13 protein-coding genes and 1 pseudogene are annotated in these 14,899 nt (G+C 64.8%); 3 read left to right on the top strand and 11 right to left on the bottom strand.

Features of this window, described 5'->3' with window-relative positions; translation table 11 throughout:
* Positions 1–122: 122 nt before the first annotated feature.
* The 6 genes from I6F12_RS09385 to I6F12_RS09360 all read right to left on the bottom strand — a co-directional run bounded on the left by I6F12_RS09385 (position 123) and on the right by I6F12_RS09360 (position 6,442).
* Positions 123–1,127 carry a 4-hydroxythreonine-4-phosphate dehydrogenase PdxA gene (locus tag I6F12_RS09385; RefSeq protein ID WP_225156031.1) on the bottom strand — a complete coding sequence of 335 codons (1,005 nt, stop codon included), beginning with the start codon at positions 1,125–1,127 and terminating at the stop codon, positions 123–125.
* The gene (locus tag I6F12_RS09380) at positions 1,124–2,662 is read right to left on the bottom strand and encodes a tripartite tricarboxylate transporter permease (RefSeq protein WP_057029102.1); all 1,539 of its coding nucleotides are present in this window, start codon (positions 2,660–2,662) and stop codon (positions 1,124–1,126) included. Before I6F12_RS09380 ends, I6F12_RS09385 begins: the two co-directional genes overlap by 4 nt.
* A gap of 12 nt (positions 2,663–2,674) precedes the next feature.
* Complete coding sequence (locus tag I6F12_RS09375; RefSeq protein WP_225125514.1) at positions 2,675–3,157, bottom strand: tripartite tricarboxylate transporter TctB family protein; 483 nt, start codon at positions 3,155–3,157, stop codon at positions 2,675–2,677.
* 177 nt (positions 3,158–3,334) lie between these two features.
* Positions 3,335–4,327, bottom strand: coding sequence for a tripartite tricarboxylate transporter substrate-binding protein (locus I6F12_RS09370; protein WP_225156030.1), 993 nt, complete (start codon positions 4,325–4,327; stop codon positions 3,335–3,337).
* A 51-nt stretch (positions 4,328–4,378) separates the two neighbouring features.
* The gene (locus tag I6F12_RS09365; RefSeq protein ID WP_074447908.1) at positions 4,379–5,638 is read right to left on the bottom strand and encodes a CoA transferase; all 1,260 of its coding nucleotides are present in this window, start codon (positions 5,636–5,638) and stop codon (positions 4,379–4,381) included.
* A 9-nt stretch (positions 5,639–5,647) separates the two neighbouring features.
* Positions 5,648–6,442: an enoyl-CoA hydratase/isomerase family protein gene (locus tag I6F12_RS09360; RefSeq protein ID WP_225125518.1), complete on the bottom strand. Its 795-nt coding sequence runs from the start codon at positions 6,440–6,442 to the stop codon at positions 5,648–5,650.
* 117 nt (positions 6,443–6,559) lie between these two features.
* On the opposite strand from I6F12_RS09360, the gene I6F12_RS09355 reads away from it, so the two are divergent.
* Positions 6,560–7,225 carry a GntR family transcriptional regulator gene (locus tag I6F12_RS09355; protein ID WP_036022947.1) on the top strand — a complete coding sequence of 222 codons (666 nt, stop codon included), beginning with the start codon at positions 6,560–6,562 and terminating at the stop codon, positions 7,223–7,225.
* A 218-nt stretch (positions 7,226–7,443) separates the two neighbouring features.
* Positions 7,444–8,415 (top strand): MBL fold metallo-hydrolase, encoded by a 972-nt coding sequence (locus I6F12_RS09350; RefSeq protein ID WP_225136028.1) that lies wholly within the window; start codon positions 7,444–7,446, stop codon positions 8,413–8,415.
* 62 nt (positions 8,416–8,477) lie between these two features.
* Here I6F12_RS09350 and I6F12_RS09345 read toward each other — a convergent pair whose 3' ends face one another.
* Positions 8,478–8,987 carry a DUF4269 domain-containing protein gene (locus I6F12_RS09345; RefSeq protein ID WP_225156029.1) on the bottom strand — a complete coding sequence of 170 codons (510 nt, stop codon included), beginning with the start codon at positions 8,985–8,987 and terminating at the stop codon, positions 8,478–8,480.
* 23 nt (positions 8,988–9,010) lie between these two features.
* The gene (locus I6F12_RS09340; RefSeq protein WP_036022944.1) at positions 9,011–9,739 is read right to left on the bottom strand and encodes a haloacid dehalogenase type II; all 729 of its coding nucleotides are present in this window, start codon (positions 9,737–9,739) and stop codon (positions 9,011–9,013) included.
* A 337-nt stretch (positions 9,740–10,076) separates the two neighbouring features.
* Here I6F12_RS09340 and I6F12_RS09335 point away from each other — a divergent pair, with 337 nt between their 5' ends.
* Positions 10,077–11,099, top strand: coding sequence for a hypothetical protein (locus I6F12_RS09335; RefSeq protein WP_225113557.1), 1,023 nt, complete (start codon positions 10,077–10,079; stop codon positions 11,097–11,099).
* Positions 11,100–11,163: 64 nt separating this feature from the next.
* Here I6F12_RS09335 and glpX read toward each other — a convergent pair whose 3' ends face one another.
* From glpX to I6F12_RS09320, 3 genes and pseudogenes are all read right to left on the bottom strand, one after another.
* Entirely contained in the window at positions 11,164–12,165 is a 1,002-nt protein-coding gene (gene glpX / locus I6F12_RS09330) for a class II fructose-bisphosphatase (protein WP_036022942.1), read from the bottom strand.
* Between the two features lie 144 nt (positions 12,166–12,309).
* Positions 12,310–13,626, bottom strand: coding sequence for a homoserine dehydrogenase (locus I6F12_RS09325; RefSeq protein WP_036022941.1), 1,317 nt, complete (start codon positions 13,624–13,626; stop codon positions 12,310–12,312).
* Positions 13,627–13,654: 28 nt separating this feature from the next.
* A pseudogene (locus tag I6F12_RS09320) lies at positions 13,655–14,876 on the bottom strand (LL-diaminopimelate aminotransferase).
* Positions 14,877–14,899: the final 23 nt, after the last annotated feature.

The raw sequence follows: 14,899 nt of genomic DNA, 5'->3' as shown, positions 1-14,899 counted from the left end.
GTGGAAGATGTTCATGGGGCGCCAACTCCTCGCGACGGCGGAAGTTTCCAGTTTTTCCCTAAAGTCTAAGTCTGCGCGCAAGGCGAGCGCAATCAGCGGTCGCTCCCTTCGCGCGTGCAAGTTCAGCCGAGACGACGCGCCGCCATCTCCGCGGCGAGCAGCAACGCCGCGCGGCTGGCGCCAATCGATGCGATACCTTGACCCGCGATGTCGTAGGCGGTGCCGTGCGCGGGCGTGCAGATCGGGAACGGGAAGCCGCCGAGCAAGGTCACGCCGCGATCGAAACCCATCAGCTTCATCGCGATCTGGCCCTGGTCGTGATACATCGTCAGCACGGCATCGAAGGCGCCGGCCTTGGCGCGCAGGAACACGGTGTCGGCCGGAAACGGTCCCTCCGCGGCAATGCCCTCGCTCTGGCTTGCTGCGACCACCGGCGCAATCACGTCGATCTCCTCGCGGCCGAAATTGCCGCCGTCGCCGGCATGGGGGTTGAGGCCTGCGACCGCGATGCGTGGCCGCGCAAAGCCGGCGTTGCGCATGCAGGAATCGGTTAGTCTGAGCGCGCGATGGATGCGTTCGCCGGATAGCTTCGCAGCGACGTCCCTGAGCGGGATGTGCGAGGTGACCCGTGCGTTCCAGAGCCGGTCCAGCACGTTGAATTCGCTTGCCGGCGTCTTGAGACCGACGACCTCGGCGGAGAACGCGATCTCGTCGTCGTACTCGGCACGGGCAAGGCGCATCGCCTGCTTGTTAAAGGGGGTGAAGCAGACCGCGTCGACATGGCCGTCGCGGCCGCGCTCGAGCGCATGCCTGTAATTGGCCAGCGCAAATTTTCCGCCGGCAAGGGTCGCTTTCTTCGGCTCGACCTCTCTGGGGTCGAGGTGGCGGAGATCGACGAACAGCGCATCTTCCTGCGCTGCGCGAAGATCGGCGCCCTGCTCTATCATCGTCAGTGCCGGCTTGACGCCCGCAATGCGCGCGCCCTCGTCGAAAATGCGGCGATCGCCGATGACGACGAGCCGGCAGCGCGCGCGGATGTCGTCCTGCGCCACGAGCTTGGCCGTCAGCTCCGGGCTGATGCCGGCTGGATCTCCCATGGCCAGCGCAATCAGCGGCTTTGCGGTCATATGATCGCCCTTTCCTGGACTGGCGCATCGGTCGCGGGCGACGCAGGTTTGCGCCAGAGCCGCGGCAGCTGCAACAGAAGCGGAAGCAGCAGCAGCGCGATGCCGCCCACGATCAGGCACGTCACCAGCTTGTTCGCAAAGAAAATGCCGAGAGATCCCTTGGAGATCAGCATCGACTGCCGGAAGGCGTCCTCGGCCTTGTCGCCGATGACGATCGCGAGCACGAGCGGCGCCAGCGGATAGAACAGCTTCTTGAAGAGATAGCCGACGACCCCGAAGCCGAGCATCATGACGACGTCGAGATAGGAGTTCGACACCGAATAGGCGCCGACGACGCAGATGATCACGATCAGCGGCGCGATCACCACGAAGGGAATCCGCATCAGGGCGGCGAACACCGGGACCGTCAGCAGCACCAGGGCGACGGCGACAATGTTGCCGACATACATCGAGGCGATCAGGCCCCAGACAAAATCCTTTTGGTCCACGAACAGCATGGGCCCGGGATTGAGGCCCCAGATCATCAACCCGCCCATCATCACGGCCGCGGTTGCCGAGCCCGGAATGCCGAGCGAGAGCATCGGCAGCAGCGCGCTGGTGCCGGCGGCATGATCGGCCGTCTCCGGCGAGACGATGCCTTCGACCTCGCCCGTGCCGAAATGTCGGCCGCGCCGTGAAAAGCGCCGCGCGATACCGTAACTCATGAAGGAGGCCGCGGTCGGGCCGCCCGGCGTGATGCCCATCCAGCAGCCGATCGCGGCGCTGCGCAGCAGGGCGACGCCGTGCCGTGGCAGGCGGCCGACGGCGCGAAACACCTCGCGCCAATCGATCTTGGACGAGACGGCGCGCGCGTGAAATTCCTCCTCGACGGCGACAAGCAGTTCGCCAATGCCGAACAGGCCCATCACCGCCACGACGAAGCTGACGCCCTTGACGAGTTCGTCCACGCCCATGGTGAGGCGCACGCTGCCGGAGACTGTGTCGATGCCGATGGCGGCGATGGCAAAGCCGAGCGCCAGCGCCACGACGGTCTTGATCGGCGCCGCACCGCCCATGCCGACGAAGCTGGCAAAGGCGAGAAAATAGACGGCAAAATACTCGGCCGGCCCGAACGCGAGCGCAGCCTGCGCCACCCAGGAGGCGAGGAAGGTGATCAGGATGACGCCGACCAGCGCGCCGAACGCCGCCGAACCGAAGGCGGTCGCGAGCGCGGTGGTCGGCCTGCCGTCGCGCGCCATCGGATAGCCGTCGAAGGTGGTCGCCACCGACGACGGCTCCCCCGGGATATTGAACAGGATGGAGGTCACCGATCCCCCGAATAGCGCGCCCCAATACATGCTGGAGAGCAGGATGATGGCCGAGACCGGCTGCATGCCGAAGGTGAGCGGCAGGAGCAGCGACACGCCGTTCGGCGCGCCCAGCCCCGGCAGCACGCCGACGAGAATGCCGAGCAGCACGCCGACCACCATCAGGACCAGATGCGGCACCGTGACCGCGATGGTGAAGCCGTGCAGGAGCTCCTGGAGATTGTCCATCCCGCTGCTCCCTCAGAACCCGAGCGCGGAAGCCAGTGCGCCGCGCGGCAGACTGACCTGGAACATGCGCTCGAACACGAGGTAGAGCGCGAGCGCCGTAGCTCCTGCCATAGCCAGGGCGCGCGGCACGGATTGGTGTCGGGGAATCGCCAGCACCGCGAAGACATAGAGAGCGGAGGCGACATACATCCCGGCGAGCGGGATCGCAGCGACGAAGATGGCAGCCGGCACGAACAGGCCGACGAGCCGGCGCAGCTCGATCGACGTGATCGCGATGGGAACGTTTGCGAGCGTCGCGGCCGGCACCACGCCTCGCACCAGATTGTAGAGGCTGCCGAGCACGACGATGATCCCGGTCAGGAACGGGAATGTGCCGGCGTCCACGCCTGCGCTCGACCAGCCGATGCCGTTGTCGAGGCTGGAGACGACGACGGCTACGCCGAAGCTGCCGGTGAGCACGGCGGTCGCAAGTTCAAGCGCGCGACGGGAGATCATGGGCAGATCCGGCGAAACAGTCCTCGTCCTGAGGAGCGCGCTTTTTCGCGCGTGTCGAAGGACGGCTCCAGGCGACATCGCATCCGCGGCCATCCTTCGAGACGCCCGCCTCCGGCGGGCCCTCAGGATGAGGACCAGGGCTACAGTTGGCGGCGCGATCGAAGCCCATCCTCGGCCTCACTTGACCAGCCAGCCCTGCTCGCCCGCGACCTGCTTGATGCGCTCGAGGTCCTCCTTGATGAATTTTTCGAGCTCGGCACCGGTGAGGAACGTGTCGACCTGGGAGGTCTTCTCGATGTAGTCCTTCCACTCCGGCGTCGCCTGCACCTTCTTCATGAGGTCGACATAGAACGCGGCCTGCTCCGGCGCGACCTTGCCGGGCAGCCACACCGTGCGCGGCTGCTCATATTGGTTGATGTCGAGACCCTGCTCGACGCAGGTTGGAACGTCGCCCCAGCCTTCCGTCGCGGTGACCTTCGGCCCCTGCGGCAGCCGCTTCGGGCTGAACACGCAGAGCGGGCGCTGCGTGCTGCCGCGCCATTGCCCGAGGCTTTCGCTGGGGTTGTTGACGTGGGAATCGAGGTGTCCGCCGGCGAGCTGCACGGCGGTCTCGGCGCCGCTCTTGAACGGGATATAGGTCAGCTTGACCTTGCCGGCCTTCTCGATCATGCGCGTCAGCACCTCGTCGGTGTCCTTGGACTGCGCGCCGCCCATCTTGAATTCGCCCGATGCGGCCGCCTTCAGATAATCGCTCGCAGTCTTGTACGGCGCGTCCTGCTTGACCCAGAGCAGGAACTCGTCCTGCGCCATCGCCGCGATCGGCGTGAGATCGGTGTAGTTGAAGGCGACCTTGGAGACGAGCGGCTGCTGCCAGGCATTCGAGGTGCCGAAGATCACCTTGTAGGGATCACCGGCGGAGGCCTTGCCGTAGACATAGCCTTCAGCGCCACTGCCGCCCCCCTTGTTGACGACGACGATCGGCTGCTCGATCAGCCTGTGCTTGGTGATGATGTTCTGCACCGCGCGCGCGAGATTGTCGGTGCCGCCGCCGGGGCCGGCGGTGGCCACGAACTCGATCGGCTTTTGCGGTTGCCAGGCGCTGAGCGCCGGCATGGTGCCGGCGAGCACGGCTGCGGCTGCGGAGAGCAGAAATGTTGGCGTCCGACCCATGATTTCCTCCAGCTGATCTTTATCTTTTGTTGTTGTCGTATCGACGTCCGGTCAGGCGACGTGTTCCTCGCGTCGTTCCCGGGCCGAGACGATTGCGCCTTCTTTTTCGAGCGCTTCGATTCGTGACTGGTCGAACCCATGCTCGGCCAGAACCTCTTTCGTGTGCTCTCCATAGACCGGTGCGCCTGATCGCACTTTGCCCGGGGTCTCCGAAAACTTGATGGGAAGCCCGATCGTCTTGACGGACCCGAGCGTGGAGTGCTCGACCTCGACGACCATCTCGCGCGCCAGCGTCTGCGGATCGCTCAGCGCCTCCAGCATGTCGTGCACGGGGCCGCACGGCACGCCCTTCTCGTCCAGCGCCGCGAGCCAATGCGCCCGCGATTGCTTGCGGAAGCGTTCGCTGAGGACGGCTTCGAGCTCCTTCAGGTTGGCCATGCGATCGGCACCGGTGACGAAGCGCGGATCGTCGGCGAGCTCGCTCGCGCCGAGCGCTTCCAGCATCAACAGCCAATGCTTCTTGTTGGCGCCGCCGACCACGAGCCAGCCGTCCGAGGCTTCAAACGCCTGGTACGGCGCGTTGAGCGGATGCGCCGAGCCCATCGCGCGCGGCGCGGTGCCCGCGGCGAGCGCGATGGTCGACTGCCAATAGGTCTGCACCAAGGCGGCTTCATAAAGCGAGGTCTCGACCCATTGGCCTTCACCGGTCTTGAGGCGATGGGTGTAGGCGGCCAGGATGCCCATGCTCGCGAGCAGGCCGGCGGTGATGTCCGACAGCGGCGGGCCGCACTTGACGGGCGGACCGTCGGGCCGCTCGCCGGTAAAACTCATGATGCCGCTCATGGCTTGCGCGACGAGATCGAACCCCCTGCGATGCTTGTAGGGGCCGGTGCGGCCGAAGCCCGACAGCGAGCAATAGATCAGCGCCGGGAATTCCGCGTGCAGCGCCTCATAGCCGAAGCCGAGGCGCTCCATCGCGCCCGGCGCAAAGTTCTCGACCAGCACGTCGGCATCGGCGATCAGCCGGCGCAGCACCTCTTTGCCGCCGTCGGTCTTCAGGTCCAGCACGATGCCGCGCTTGTTGCGGTTCATCATCAGGAAGGAGGCCGCCTCGTCCCCGATCTTCGGCGGCACCGAATGACGGGTGTCGTCGCCGTTCGGCCATTTCTCGATCTTGATCACGTCGGCGCCCATGTCGGCGAGCATCAAGGTGCAGGTCGGTCCCGCCATGACGTGAGTGAGATCAATGACCTTGAGGCCGGCCAGCGGTCCCGAACGGCGGGAGGTGGATTGCGATGGATCGCTTTGCATCGGCTCGTCCTATTGGCCGCGCCATTGCGGCGCGCGCTTGTTGAGGAAAGCATCGAGCCCTTCGCGAAAATCCTGGCTCGTGTAGCACATCAGGATGAGGTCTTCGCCCTCGTCCTGCGTCAGCCGGCGCTGCAGACGGCTGACAGCCTGCTTGGTCGCGTTCAGCGTCAGCGGCGCATGGCTCGCGACGAGCCGGGCCACCTCGTCGGCGCGTCGTTCAAGGGCGGCAAGATCGTCGACGACCTCACCGAGCAGCCCGACACTTGCGGCTTCCGCGGCGTCGACGAGGCGCGCAGTGAAGATGAGATCCTTGACGCGCGCAGCGCCGATCAGCGCGGTGAGACGGCTGACATTGGACATCGACAGGCAATTGCCGAGCGTCCTGGCGATGGGGAATCCGATCTTCGCAGCTTTTGTGCCGATGCGGAGGTCGCAGGCCGCGGCAATGCCCGCCCCGCCGCCGGTACAGAACCCGTTGATCGCCGCGATCGTGGGGACCCGGCATTGCTCGAGTGTGGTCAGAACGCGGTCGATACGGTTCTCGTAGTCGATGGCGTCCTGCGGCGTCCTGAATTCGCGAAACTGATTGATGTCGGTGCCCGAGGCGAAGGCCTTGTCGCCGGCCCCGCGCAGCACCAGCACCTTGATGTCATGGTCGCGGTTGGCCTCCTCGCAGATCGCGGCGAGCCGCTCGTACATGGCGAAGGTGAAGGCGTTGCGGGCCTGCGGGCGGTTGAAGGTGATCCGCCCGATGCCGCCGTCGCGCTCGAACACGAGGTCTTCTGCCTCGACTTGCAGATCCATTTCCTCATACCTTTCTGTTTTTTACATTTTTGAATGCAAAACTTTGGATTTTCAAGCTGGAACTTGGCCATATGGGCGTATAAGTTCATTTTTGCATTCAAAACTGAGCTCAGAGCCATGCTTCACGACGAGGTCGTCAACCGCATCCGCGCCATCCTCCTCGACGGCGAAATCCCGCCGGGCGCGCGGATTCCCGAGCGCGAGCTGTGCGAGCGGCTCGAGATCTCGCGGACGCCGCTGCGCGAGGCGCTCAAGGTGCTGGCGGCGGAAGGGCTCGTGCAGCTGCTGCCGCATCGCGGCTCGCGGGCAGCAAAGCTGACCGACAAGGACATGCGCGACCTGTTCGAGGTCTGCCAAGGCTTGGAGGCTCTCGCGGGCGAACTCGCCTGCGAGCGCATCAGCGACGCCGAGATCGATGCGATCGCCGCCGCGCACGCGGACATGGTGCAGCACTATCGCGAGCGCGACCTGATCCAGTACTACCGCGGCAACCGTGCGATTCACGAAGCCATCGTGACCGCAGCGGGAAATCCTGTGCTCGCCGGGCTTTACGCCTCGGTGACCGCGCGCATCCGGCGCGCGCGCTATGTCACGCCGATGACGGCGCAGCGCTGGGCGCTCGCCGTGAAGGAGCACGAGGCAATCCTGAACGCGCTTCAGCGCCGCGACGGTGTCGGGCTCGCCCACATCCTGCGTGCGCATCTGCGTCACAAGCGCGAGGAAGTGCTGCAGGCGGGCTTTGCCGAGACGGAAGGCAATGACGTCACGTTGAGAATTGCGTAACGCGCAATTCCGCGCCTTGGCGCAGCCTGCCTTTGCACGTCGCTTTCGCGCTCCGGCTATCGTTCTCGTTCAGCATGCCGTACCGGGTAATTCCACTTGCTAGCTTGTCGCAACCGGCGCAGCATGCTTTCCGCCGCCCTCCGGCCACGTGGCCGATCGGGCGGCCGCTTACCGCGCCAACGATTGCGCAAAACAAAAGACGAAAGCGGAGGAAAAGAATGACACTCGATGTCTCGCGTCGGTCCCTACTCGCACTTGGGGCCGGTCTCGGCGCCAGCGCCATGCTCGGCAGCAGCGCGATGGCGCGGGCGCCCAAGCTCGGCACTCAGACGCCCTACTGGCACCGCTTCATTCTCGGCGATGCCGAGGTGACCGTCGTATCCGACGGACCGCTTCCGCTCGGCGATCCCTCCGGGACCTTCACCGGCGTTCCCAAGGAAGAGGTCAAGAAGATGCTGGCCGACAATTTCCTGTCGCCGGACAATGTCGTGCTCGAACAGAACTCTCCGATCGTGAACACCGGTGACAAGCTCATCCTGTTCGACACGGGCATGGGCTCATCGAAGATGTTCGGCGCCAGCACCGGACGGCAGCAGAAGAGCATGACGGAGGCCGGCATCAAGCCGGGCGACATCGATGCCGTCGTATGCTCGCATGCCCATATCGATCATATCGGCGGCATCGTCGACGAGGGCGGCAAGCCGCTGTTCCCCAACGCGCAAGTCTACATTGCCCAGAGCGATTTCGACTTCTGGACCGACGAAGGCAAGCTCGGCAGCGCGGCCAAGGATTTCGTCATTCACGCCCGCAAGAACCTGCTGCCGGTCCGGGATCGGATCAAATTCTTCAAGGATGGAGAGGAATTCCTGCCCGGCGTGCAGGCGATCGCGGCCCCCGGCCACACCGTCGGCCACACCATCTTCATGGTGACGTCGGCCGGCAAGTCGTTCGCCTTCCTCGGCGATCTCTCGCACCATTCGGTGCTGCTGCTGGAGAAGCCACGGATGGAGTTCTCCTACGATTCCGACCCGAAGCAGGCGGCGGAGTCGCGGGTCAAGCTGCTGACGATGCTGGCCGCCAACAAGATCCCGGTGATGTCCTATCACTTCGCCTGGCCAGGCTATGGCCATGTCGCCAAAGCCGGAGATGGTTTCCGCTACTATCCGCAACCGATGCAGATGACGTTGTAGCCGTCAGTTCAGATCCGGGCGGCGCGAGCCGCCCGGATCTGTGCGGTCCCACGCGGCGAACCTTACAGGCACTCCAGGCGGGCCCGCAGCTGGGCGTCGCTCTCACGGCCCAATGCAAGCAATGCAGAATACGGGTCCCCGGCAATGCCGAGCGCGGCGGCAAACGCGGGCTCGGTCTTCATCCCGCGCGCCCTATGGTCTGCCACGGCTTTGCGCAGACGCCCGTCGTCGAGCGCGAGCAATCTCCGCTCGATTTCGAAGTGCAGCCAGCCTTCCTGCTGATCGACCGGCCTGGGATCGCCGAACAGCTCGAACGGCCAGCCGTCCCACTCGAAGCGGGCGACCACCGGCCGTCGGCGGGAGCACCATTGGTAGAGCGCAAACCCGTCACAGGAGCGGTACCGTCGCCAGACCACTTCGGCGAAAGCTGCCGCGTCGAGAACGTGGCAGACGACATCGATGTCGCTCGTCGGCGTCGCGAGCCCCAAGGGCAGCGTCCCGACCACGCGTGGATCGAACTCCCGCAGCTCGTCGAGCAATCCCGAACTGCCGATCGCACTTTCGTAGTCCATTGATCGCCGCTGCGCCGCGAATGTCAGCAGCCGAGCTGATCGGCGATGCCGCCAAAATCCTTCGCGACGATGTCCCACTTGCCGGTTGCTTCGAAATCGACCTTCTGAAGCGGGCCGTATTCGGTCGGTCGCGCCACGAAGGCGGTCTTCAATCCGTTCTTCTGGGCGGCAGCGAGATCGCCATTGTGGGCCGCGACCATCATCACCTCTTCCGGCTTGAGGCAGAGCAGCTTTGCTGCGCCGAGATAGGTTTCCGGATCGGGCTTGTAGTGCTCGAACAGCTCGGCCGACATGATGAGGTCCCACGGCAGGCCGGCGAACTTCGCCATGTTGGTGAGCAGCGCGACGTTGCCGTTCGAGAGCGGCGAGATCACGAACTTTGATTTCAGCCGCATCAAGCCGGCGACGCTGTCGGGCCAGGGATGCAGGCGGTGCCAGCCTTTGGTGAGGTAGTCGAGATCGGCCTCGGTGAGGCCCCTGATCGCGAATTGATCGACCAGCTGCTCCAGCGAGCGGCGATGCAGATCGTCGAGCATGACGTAGCCGCGCTCGGGATGTTGGCGCACGTCGTCCATCGAGGCCATGTACATGCCGCGCCAGCCGTCGACCAGCGCGGTCCAATCGGCGGTGATGCCGCGCTGCTTGCTCCACCACATGAAGTCGGTAATCAGGCTGGTGCGCCAGTCCACGACTGTGCCGAACACGTCGAAGACGAGGGCTTTGACGGCGGAGAGATTGGATGGTGTGGTCATGCTTCGCTCCGCTGATTTTGTTTTGGCCCGGCTAGCCGGCCGAGATCGAGGGCTTTAAAGCATGATCCGTTCCATGCAACAATAGCGCTAGTTCGGCGCATCAAGCACGTGAGGGACGAGTTTGGTCGCCTACCTCAACTCGTCGGGGTGAAGCGCACCGGCCATGACAACCGTCTCTGTCGCATACATATTGCTCGAGGATGCCCGCCTCCCGGACGAGGAGGCTTTGATCCAGTTCTTACGCGTTCGTCATGCCGACATACGCTGGAACCGTAGCACCTTCGCACCGAGCGACGGTGCTGACGGTCCCCTGTTCATCCGCGCAGGAGATCATCTCATGACGATCCTCCTGATGCCTGCGCCGATACCTTTCGATCAGCAATTGTGGGAGCGGGCTTCCTGGCTGTGGCCGGAAGCTTTCCACGCCGCTCGACGCCATCGTGCGCACCTCGTGGTCGCGCCGATGGGCTCTGCCGAAGGCAATACGGAAACGAAAGCGCTGGATTTTGCCGAGAATACGTACCTCACGACCGCCTTTGTGGGTGCCGTGGTTGCGGCACTGCCTAATGTTGTCGCCGTCATCTGGGACGGAAAAATCGGCCGTTCCCCCGAGATGTGGCTGGAGCAGTCAAGCCGCGCGTTCGAGGCGTATCCAGATCAGCCGTTCGGATTGTGGATGGACATCGTCCCCTTCCGTTCCGGCAAGACCCTGGGAGCTTATACGCTCGGATTGTCCGCGTTCGCTGGACGAGAGATCGAGTTTGAGGTGGACGGGCTTGACGAACGCACCGTCACCGGCCGGGTTGCCCAGCTCTCGGCATTTCTCATCGCTGCCGACCCCGACGCGAGCTTCAAGAACGGTGAGGTGTTCAAACCGGACTCCGAGATCGACCATCGCGTTGCTGTGCTCCATCGCAAGTCGCGCTTCAACCTTGGGCCGGTCATCTCCTTCTCATCTCTTGATGATCGATCGGGGAGAATCAGGACCTATCCGATCATTCCTCCTTCCATCGCCGGAAATCATCCTCTGCTGATCATGCTGGCAAAGGTTGGGCATTTCGATCCGGCGCATCCAAGAAACAAAATCGGTCTCAAGCCTGATCACTACGTCTCCGAAGTACGCCTGGAGAGCTTCGATGAAGGCCTCGCGCAGGCGCTGTCCCGTATGATTGCAACTGACACCTATGCCGAGGCCGACATAAACGCGCGCAGCGCGCTCGCGCGCGGAGACATGGCGACCGCGAAGTCCATTCTTCAGCCCTGGGCCGATGAGGTTGGGCAGCTCCAGGGGGCCGTCATGCTGGCTCTGATGTTGCGCGACCTGCACATGTTCGCCCCGGCACCGCATCGCAGCCCATAGCAGACAGACGACGGATCCGTCTGCGACCAAAGCGCCGAGCAATCGCGCGCGGATGACCGCGGCCTCAATCCAGATGGAACTTTGCCAGCTCGCGATGCTCGGCCTTGATGTAGCGCACGGTGCCGGTGACGGAGCGCATCACCACCGTCTCGGTCTCGATCACACCGTCCTTGCGGAACTTGACGCCTGAGAGCAGCGAGCCCGTGGTGACGCCGGTGGCGGCGAACAGGCAGTCGCCGCGTGCCATGTCCTCGATGCCGTAGATCATCTTGGGATCGTTGACGCCCATCTTGGCGGCGCGCTCGCGCTTCTCCTCGGAATCGAGGATGAGGCGGCACTGCATCTGGCCGCCGATGCAGCGCAGCGCCACGGCGGCGAGCACGCCTTCCGGTGCACCGCCGGTGCCGAGATACATGTCGACGCCGGTGTTGTCGGGGTCGGCGCAATGGATGACGCCGGCAACGTCGCCGTCGGTGATCAGGCGTACGGCCGCACCGGTCGAGCGCACGCTCGAAATGATGTCGGCATGGCGCGGACGGTCGAGCACGAGAACGGTGATGCCCTCGGGCTTCACGCCCTTGGCCTTGGCGAGGCGGCGGACATTGTCGGCCGGCGAGGCATCGAGATCGACGACGCCCTTGTCGTAGCCGGGGCCGATCGCGAGCTTCTGCATGTAGACGTCGGGGGCGTGCAGCAGCGTGCCGCCGTCAGCCATCGCCATGGTGGCGATCGAGCCCGGCATGTTCTTGGCGCACAGCGTGGTGCCTTCGAGCGGGTCGACCGCGATATCGACCTCGGGACCTGCCTTGAGGCCGACCTGCTCGCCGATATAGAGCATCGGCGCCTCGTCGCGTTCGCCCTCGCCGATCACGATGGTGCCCTGGATCGGCAGCTTGTTGAGCTCGCGCCTCATGGCGTCGACGGCGGCCTGGTCGGCCGCCTTCTCGTTGCCGTGGCCGCGCAACCGCGCCGACGACACCGCCGCCCGCTCCGTCACCCGCACGATCTCCAGCGTGAGAATGCGCTCGAGCAAGGCGTGCGGGGGGACTTCAATATGGGTCGACATCGGCTTACTCCTTCGAAACGTTTGGGACGGAAATCTCCGTCCACATCAACTCACAACGCCCGGTGTTCGTTCGAACGAACGACCGCCTTATGGCTTGAGCATGACCTTTCCGGAAAACCGCTCAGACTTTTCCGAGGTCATGCTCTAGTTCTTCTCGATCCGGATCACCTGCGGCCGTCCGCTGATCACCTTGTCCTTCTGCACGGCGGCGAGCGCACGGCGCACGGCATCCTCGTGCGTGGCATAGGTGATCAGGATGACGGGCACCGGGACAGCCTTGCCGTCAGTGGGCGCAGCGCCGCCATTGGGATGACGCTGCACGATCGACTCGATCGAAATCTTCTGCTCGGCAAGCCGCGTCGCGATCGCGGCCGCAGTGCCGGGGAAATCGCGGGCGAGCAGGCGAATGTAATAGCCGCCCTCGTGGCGCTCCATCGGCGCCTTCTTGGTGTCGCGCAGCTGCCCGATCGGCCGGCCGAACGGATTGGCGCGGATGCCGCGCGCGACGTCGGCGATGTCGGCGACGACGGCGGATGCGGTCGCGGCACCGCCCGCGCCGGGGCCGACCAGCGTGATCGGCGGAATGCCTTCGCCATCGATCGTGACCGCATTGGTGACACCCATCACCTGCGCGATCGAGGAGGATTTCGGCACCATGGTCGGATGCACGCGCTGCTCGATGCCCTTGGCGGTGCGAACGGCAACGCCGAGCAGTTTGAGCCGATAACCGAGATCGTCGGCGGCGCGAAGATCTTCCGGCGCGATGGATGAGATGCCTTCGACATACACCGCACTTTGAGCAACTTTCGTGCCGAAAGCGAGGCTGGCGAGAATGGCGAGCTTCTGCGCGGTGTCGTGGCCGTCGACGTCGAAGGACGGATTGGCCTCGGCATAGCCGAGCCGCTGGGCATCCTTGAGGCATTCGGCGAAGGACAGGCCCTCCTGCTCCATCCGGGTCAGGATGTAATTGCAGGTGCCGTTGAGGATGCCGTAGACGCGGTTGACGCCGGTTCCGGCAAGCCCTTCGCGCAACGTCTTGATGACGGGGATCGCGGCGCCGACCGCTGCCTCGAAATTCAGCGCACCGCCGTGCTTTTCAGCCGCCTTGGCCAGCTTGAGGCCGTGCTTGGCGAGCAGCGCCTTGTTTGCTGTGACGACCGACTTGCCGGCACCGAGCGCAGCGTCCACCGCCGACAGCGCGGGATCGCCGGCGCCGCCCATCAGCTCGACGAAGCAATCGACCTCCGGATGCGTGGCGAGCGCGATCGGGTCCTTCGCCCAATCGAAGCCGCGCAGGTCGATGCCGCGCTTCTTCGCCTTCGAACGCGCGGTGACCGCAACCACGCGGATGCCCCGGCCGCTGCGCCCTGCGAGCACGCGCGCCTGTGTTTCGATCAAACGGATAACCTCGGCACCCACGGTGCCGAGCCCCGCTATGCCCACTTTCAGCGGTGCGACCATGATACTTCAGAAAACCTGCAGAAGAGAATTACCGCCGATTGGCGAGAGGAACCACGTTGTGCAACGTTTCGATGCCGCTTTCAAGGAAGCGGCGGACGCCGCGCGCGGCCTGCCTGATCCGTTGCTCGTTTTCCACCATGGCGATGCGGACATATCCTTCACCATGCTCGCCGAAGCCGACGCCGGGCGAGACCGCGACGCCGGATTTCTCCACCAACAGGGTCGCGAACTGCATGCTGCCGACGCTGCGGAAGGCTTCCGGCAGCGGCACCCAGGCGAACATCGAGGCCTCCGGCGCCGGGATTTCCCACCCCGCCCGGCCGAACGATTCCACCAGCGCGTCGCGGCGCTTGCGGTAGGTGTCGCGCATCTCCTTGATGCAATCGTCCGGACCGTTCAGCGCCGCGGTCGCCGCGACCTGCACCGGCGTGAAGGCGCCGTAATCGAGATAGGATTTGACACGGGCGAGCGCGGCGATCACGCGCTCATTGCCGACTGCAAAGCCCATGCGCCAGCCGGCCATCGAATAGGTCTTCGACATCGAGGTGAACTCGACGGTGCAGTCCATCGCGCCCGGCACCTCCAGCACCGAGGGCGGCGGGTTGCTCTCGTCGAAATAGACCTCGGCATAAGCGAGATCGGACAGGATCAGGATCTCGTGCTTCTTCGCGAAAGCGACGAGGTCCTTGTAGAAGTCGAGGCTCGCGACATAGGCGGTCGGGTTCGAGGGATAGCAGACGACGAGCGCGAGCGGCTTGGGGATCGAATGCACGATCGCCCGTTCCGCCGCCTCGAAGAATTTGCGGCGTCGGCTCCGAAGGCACCGAGCGGATGACGCCGCCCGCCATCAAGAAGCCGAAGGCGTGAATCGGGTAGCTCGGGTTCGGACAGAGGATGACGTCGCCCGGCGCGGTGATCGCCTGCGCCACGTTGGCGAAACCTTCCTTCGAGCCCAGCGTCGCCACCACCTGGGTGTCGGGGTTCAGCTTCACGCCGAAGCGGCGGGCGTAATAGGCGGCCTGGGCCCGGCGCAGCCCGGGGATGCCGCGCGAGGCCGAGTAGCGGTCGGTGCGCGGCTTGCCCAGCGTCTCCTTCAGCTTCTCCAGCACATGCGCCGGCGCCGGCAGGTCCGGATTGCCCATGCCGAGGTCGATGATGTCGGCGCCGGCATTGCGCGCAGCCGCCTTGGCCCGGTTGACCTGCTCGAACACGTAAGGCGGAAGGCGGCGAATGCGGTAAAATTCTTCCATGGCTCTCTGGGCTCCGGGCAACC

The sequence above is a fragment of the Bradyrhizobium sp. IC4059 genome, assembly GCF_020193615.1.
GTDB lineage: Bacteria > Pseudomonadota > Alphaproteobacteria > Rhizobiales > Xanthobacteraceae > Bradyrhizobium > Bradyrhizobium yuanmingense.
This window is presented reverse-complemented; position numbering and strand designations above follow the sequence as displayed.

Coding starts and splice junctions, on each gene's coding strand:
- I6F12_RS09335 (WP_225113557.1), top strand. CDS start 10,077: ATGACGATCCTCCTGATGCCTGCGCCGATACCTTTCGATCAGCAATTG.
- I6F12_RS09380 (WP_057029102.1), bottom strand. CDS start 2,662: ATGGACAATCTCCAGGAGCTCCTGCACGGCTTCACCATCGCGGTCACG.
- I6F12_RS09355 (WP_036022947.1), top strand. CDS start 6,560: ATGCTTCACGACGAGGTCGTCAACCGCATCCGCGCCATCCTCCTCGAC.
- I6F12_RS09375 (WP_225125514.1), bottom strand. CDS start 3,157: ATGATCTCCCGTCGCGCGCTTGAACTTGCGACCGCCGTGCTCACCGGC.
- I6F12_RS09360 (WP_225125518.1), bottom strand. CDS start 6,442: ATGGATCTGCAAGTCGAGGCAGAAGACCTCGTGTTCGAGCGCGACGGC.
- I6F12_RS09370 (WP_225156030.1), bottom strand. CDS start 4,327: ATGGGTCGGACGCCAACATTTCTGCTCTCCGCAGCCGCAGCCGTGCTC.
- I6F12_RS09350 (WP_225136028.1), top strand. CDS start 7,444: ATGACACTCGATGTCTCGCGTCGGTCCCTACTCGCACTTGGGGCCGGT.
- glpX (WP_036022942.1), bottom strand. CDS start 12,165: ATGTCGACCCATATTGAAGTCCCCCCGCACGCCTTGCTCGAGCGCATT.
- I6F12_RS09340 (WP_036022944.1), bottom strand. CDS start 9,739: ATGACCACACCATCCAATCTCTCCGCCGTCAAAGCCCTCGTCTTCGAC.
- I6F12_RS09325 (WP_036022941.1), bottom strand. CDS start 13,626: ATGGTCGCACCGCTGAAAGTGGGCATAGCGGGGCTCGGCACCGTGGGT.
- I6F12_RS09365 (WP_074447908.1), bottom strand. CDS start 5,638: ATGCAAAGCGATCCATCGCAATCCACCTCCCGCCGTTCGGGACCGCTG.
- I6F12_RS09345 (WP_225156029.1), bottom strand. CDS start 8,987: ATGGACTACGAAAGTGCGATCGGCAGTTCGGGATTGCTCGACGAGCTG.
- I6F12_RS09385 (WP_225156031.1), bottom strand. CDS start 1,127: ATGACCGCAAAGCCGCTGATTGCGCTGGCCATGGGAGATCCAGCCGGC.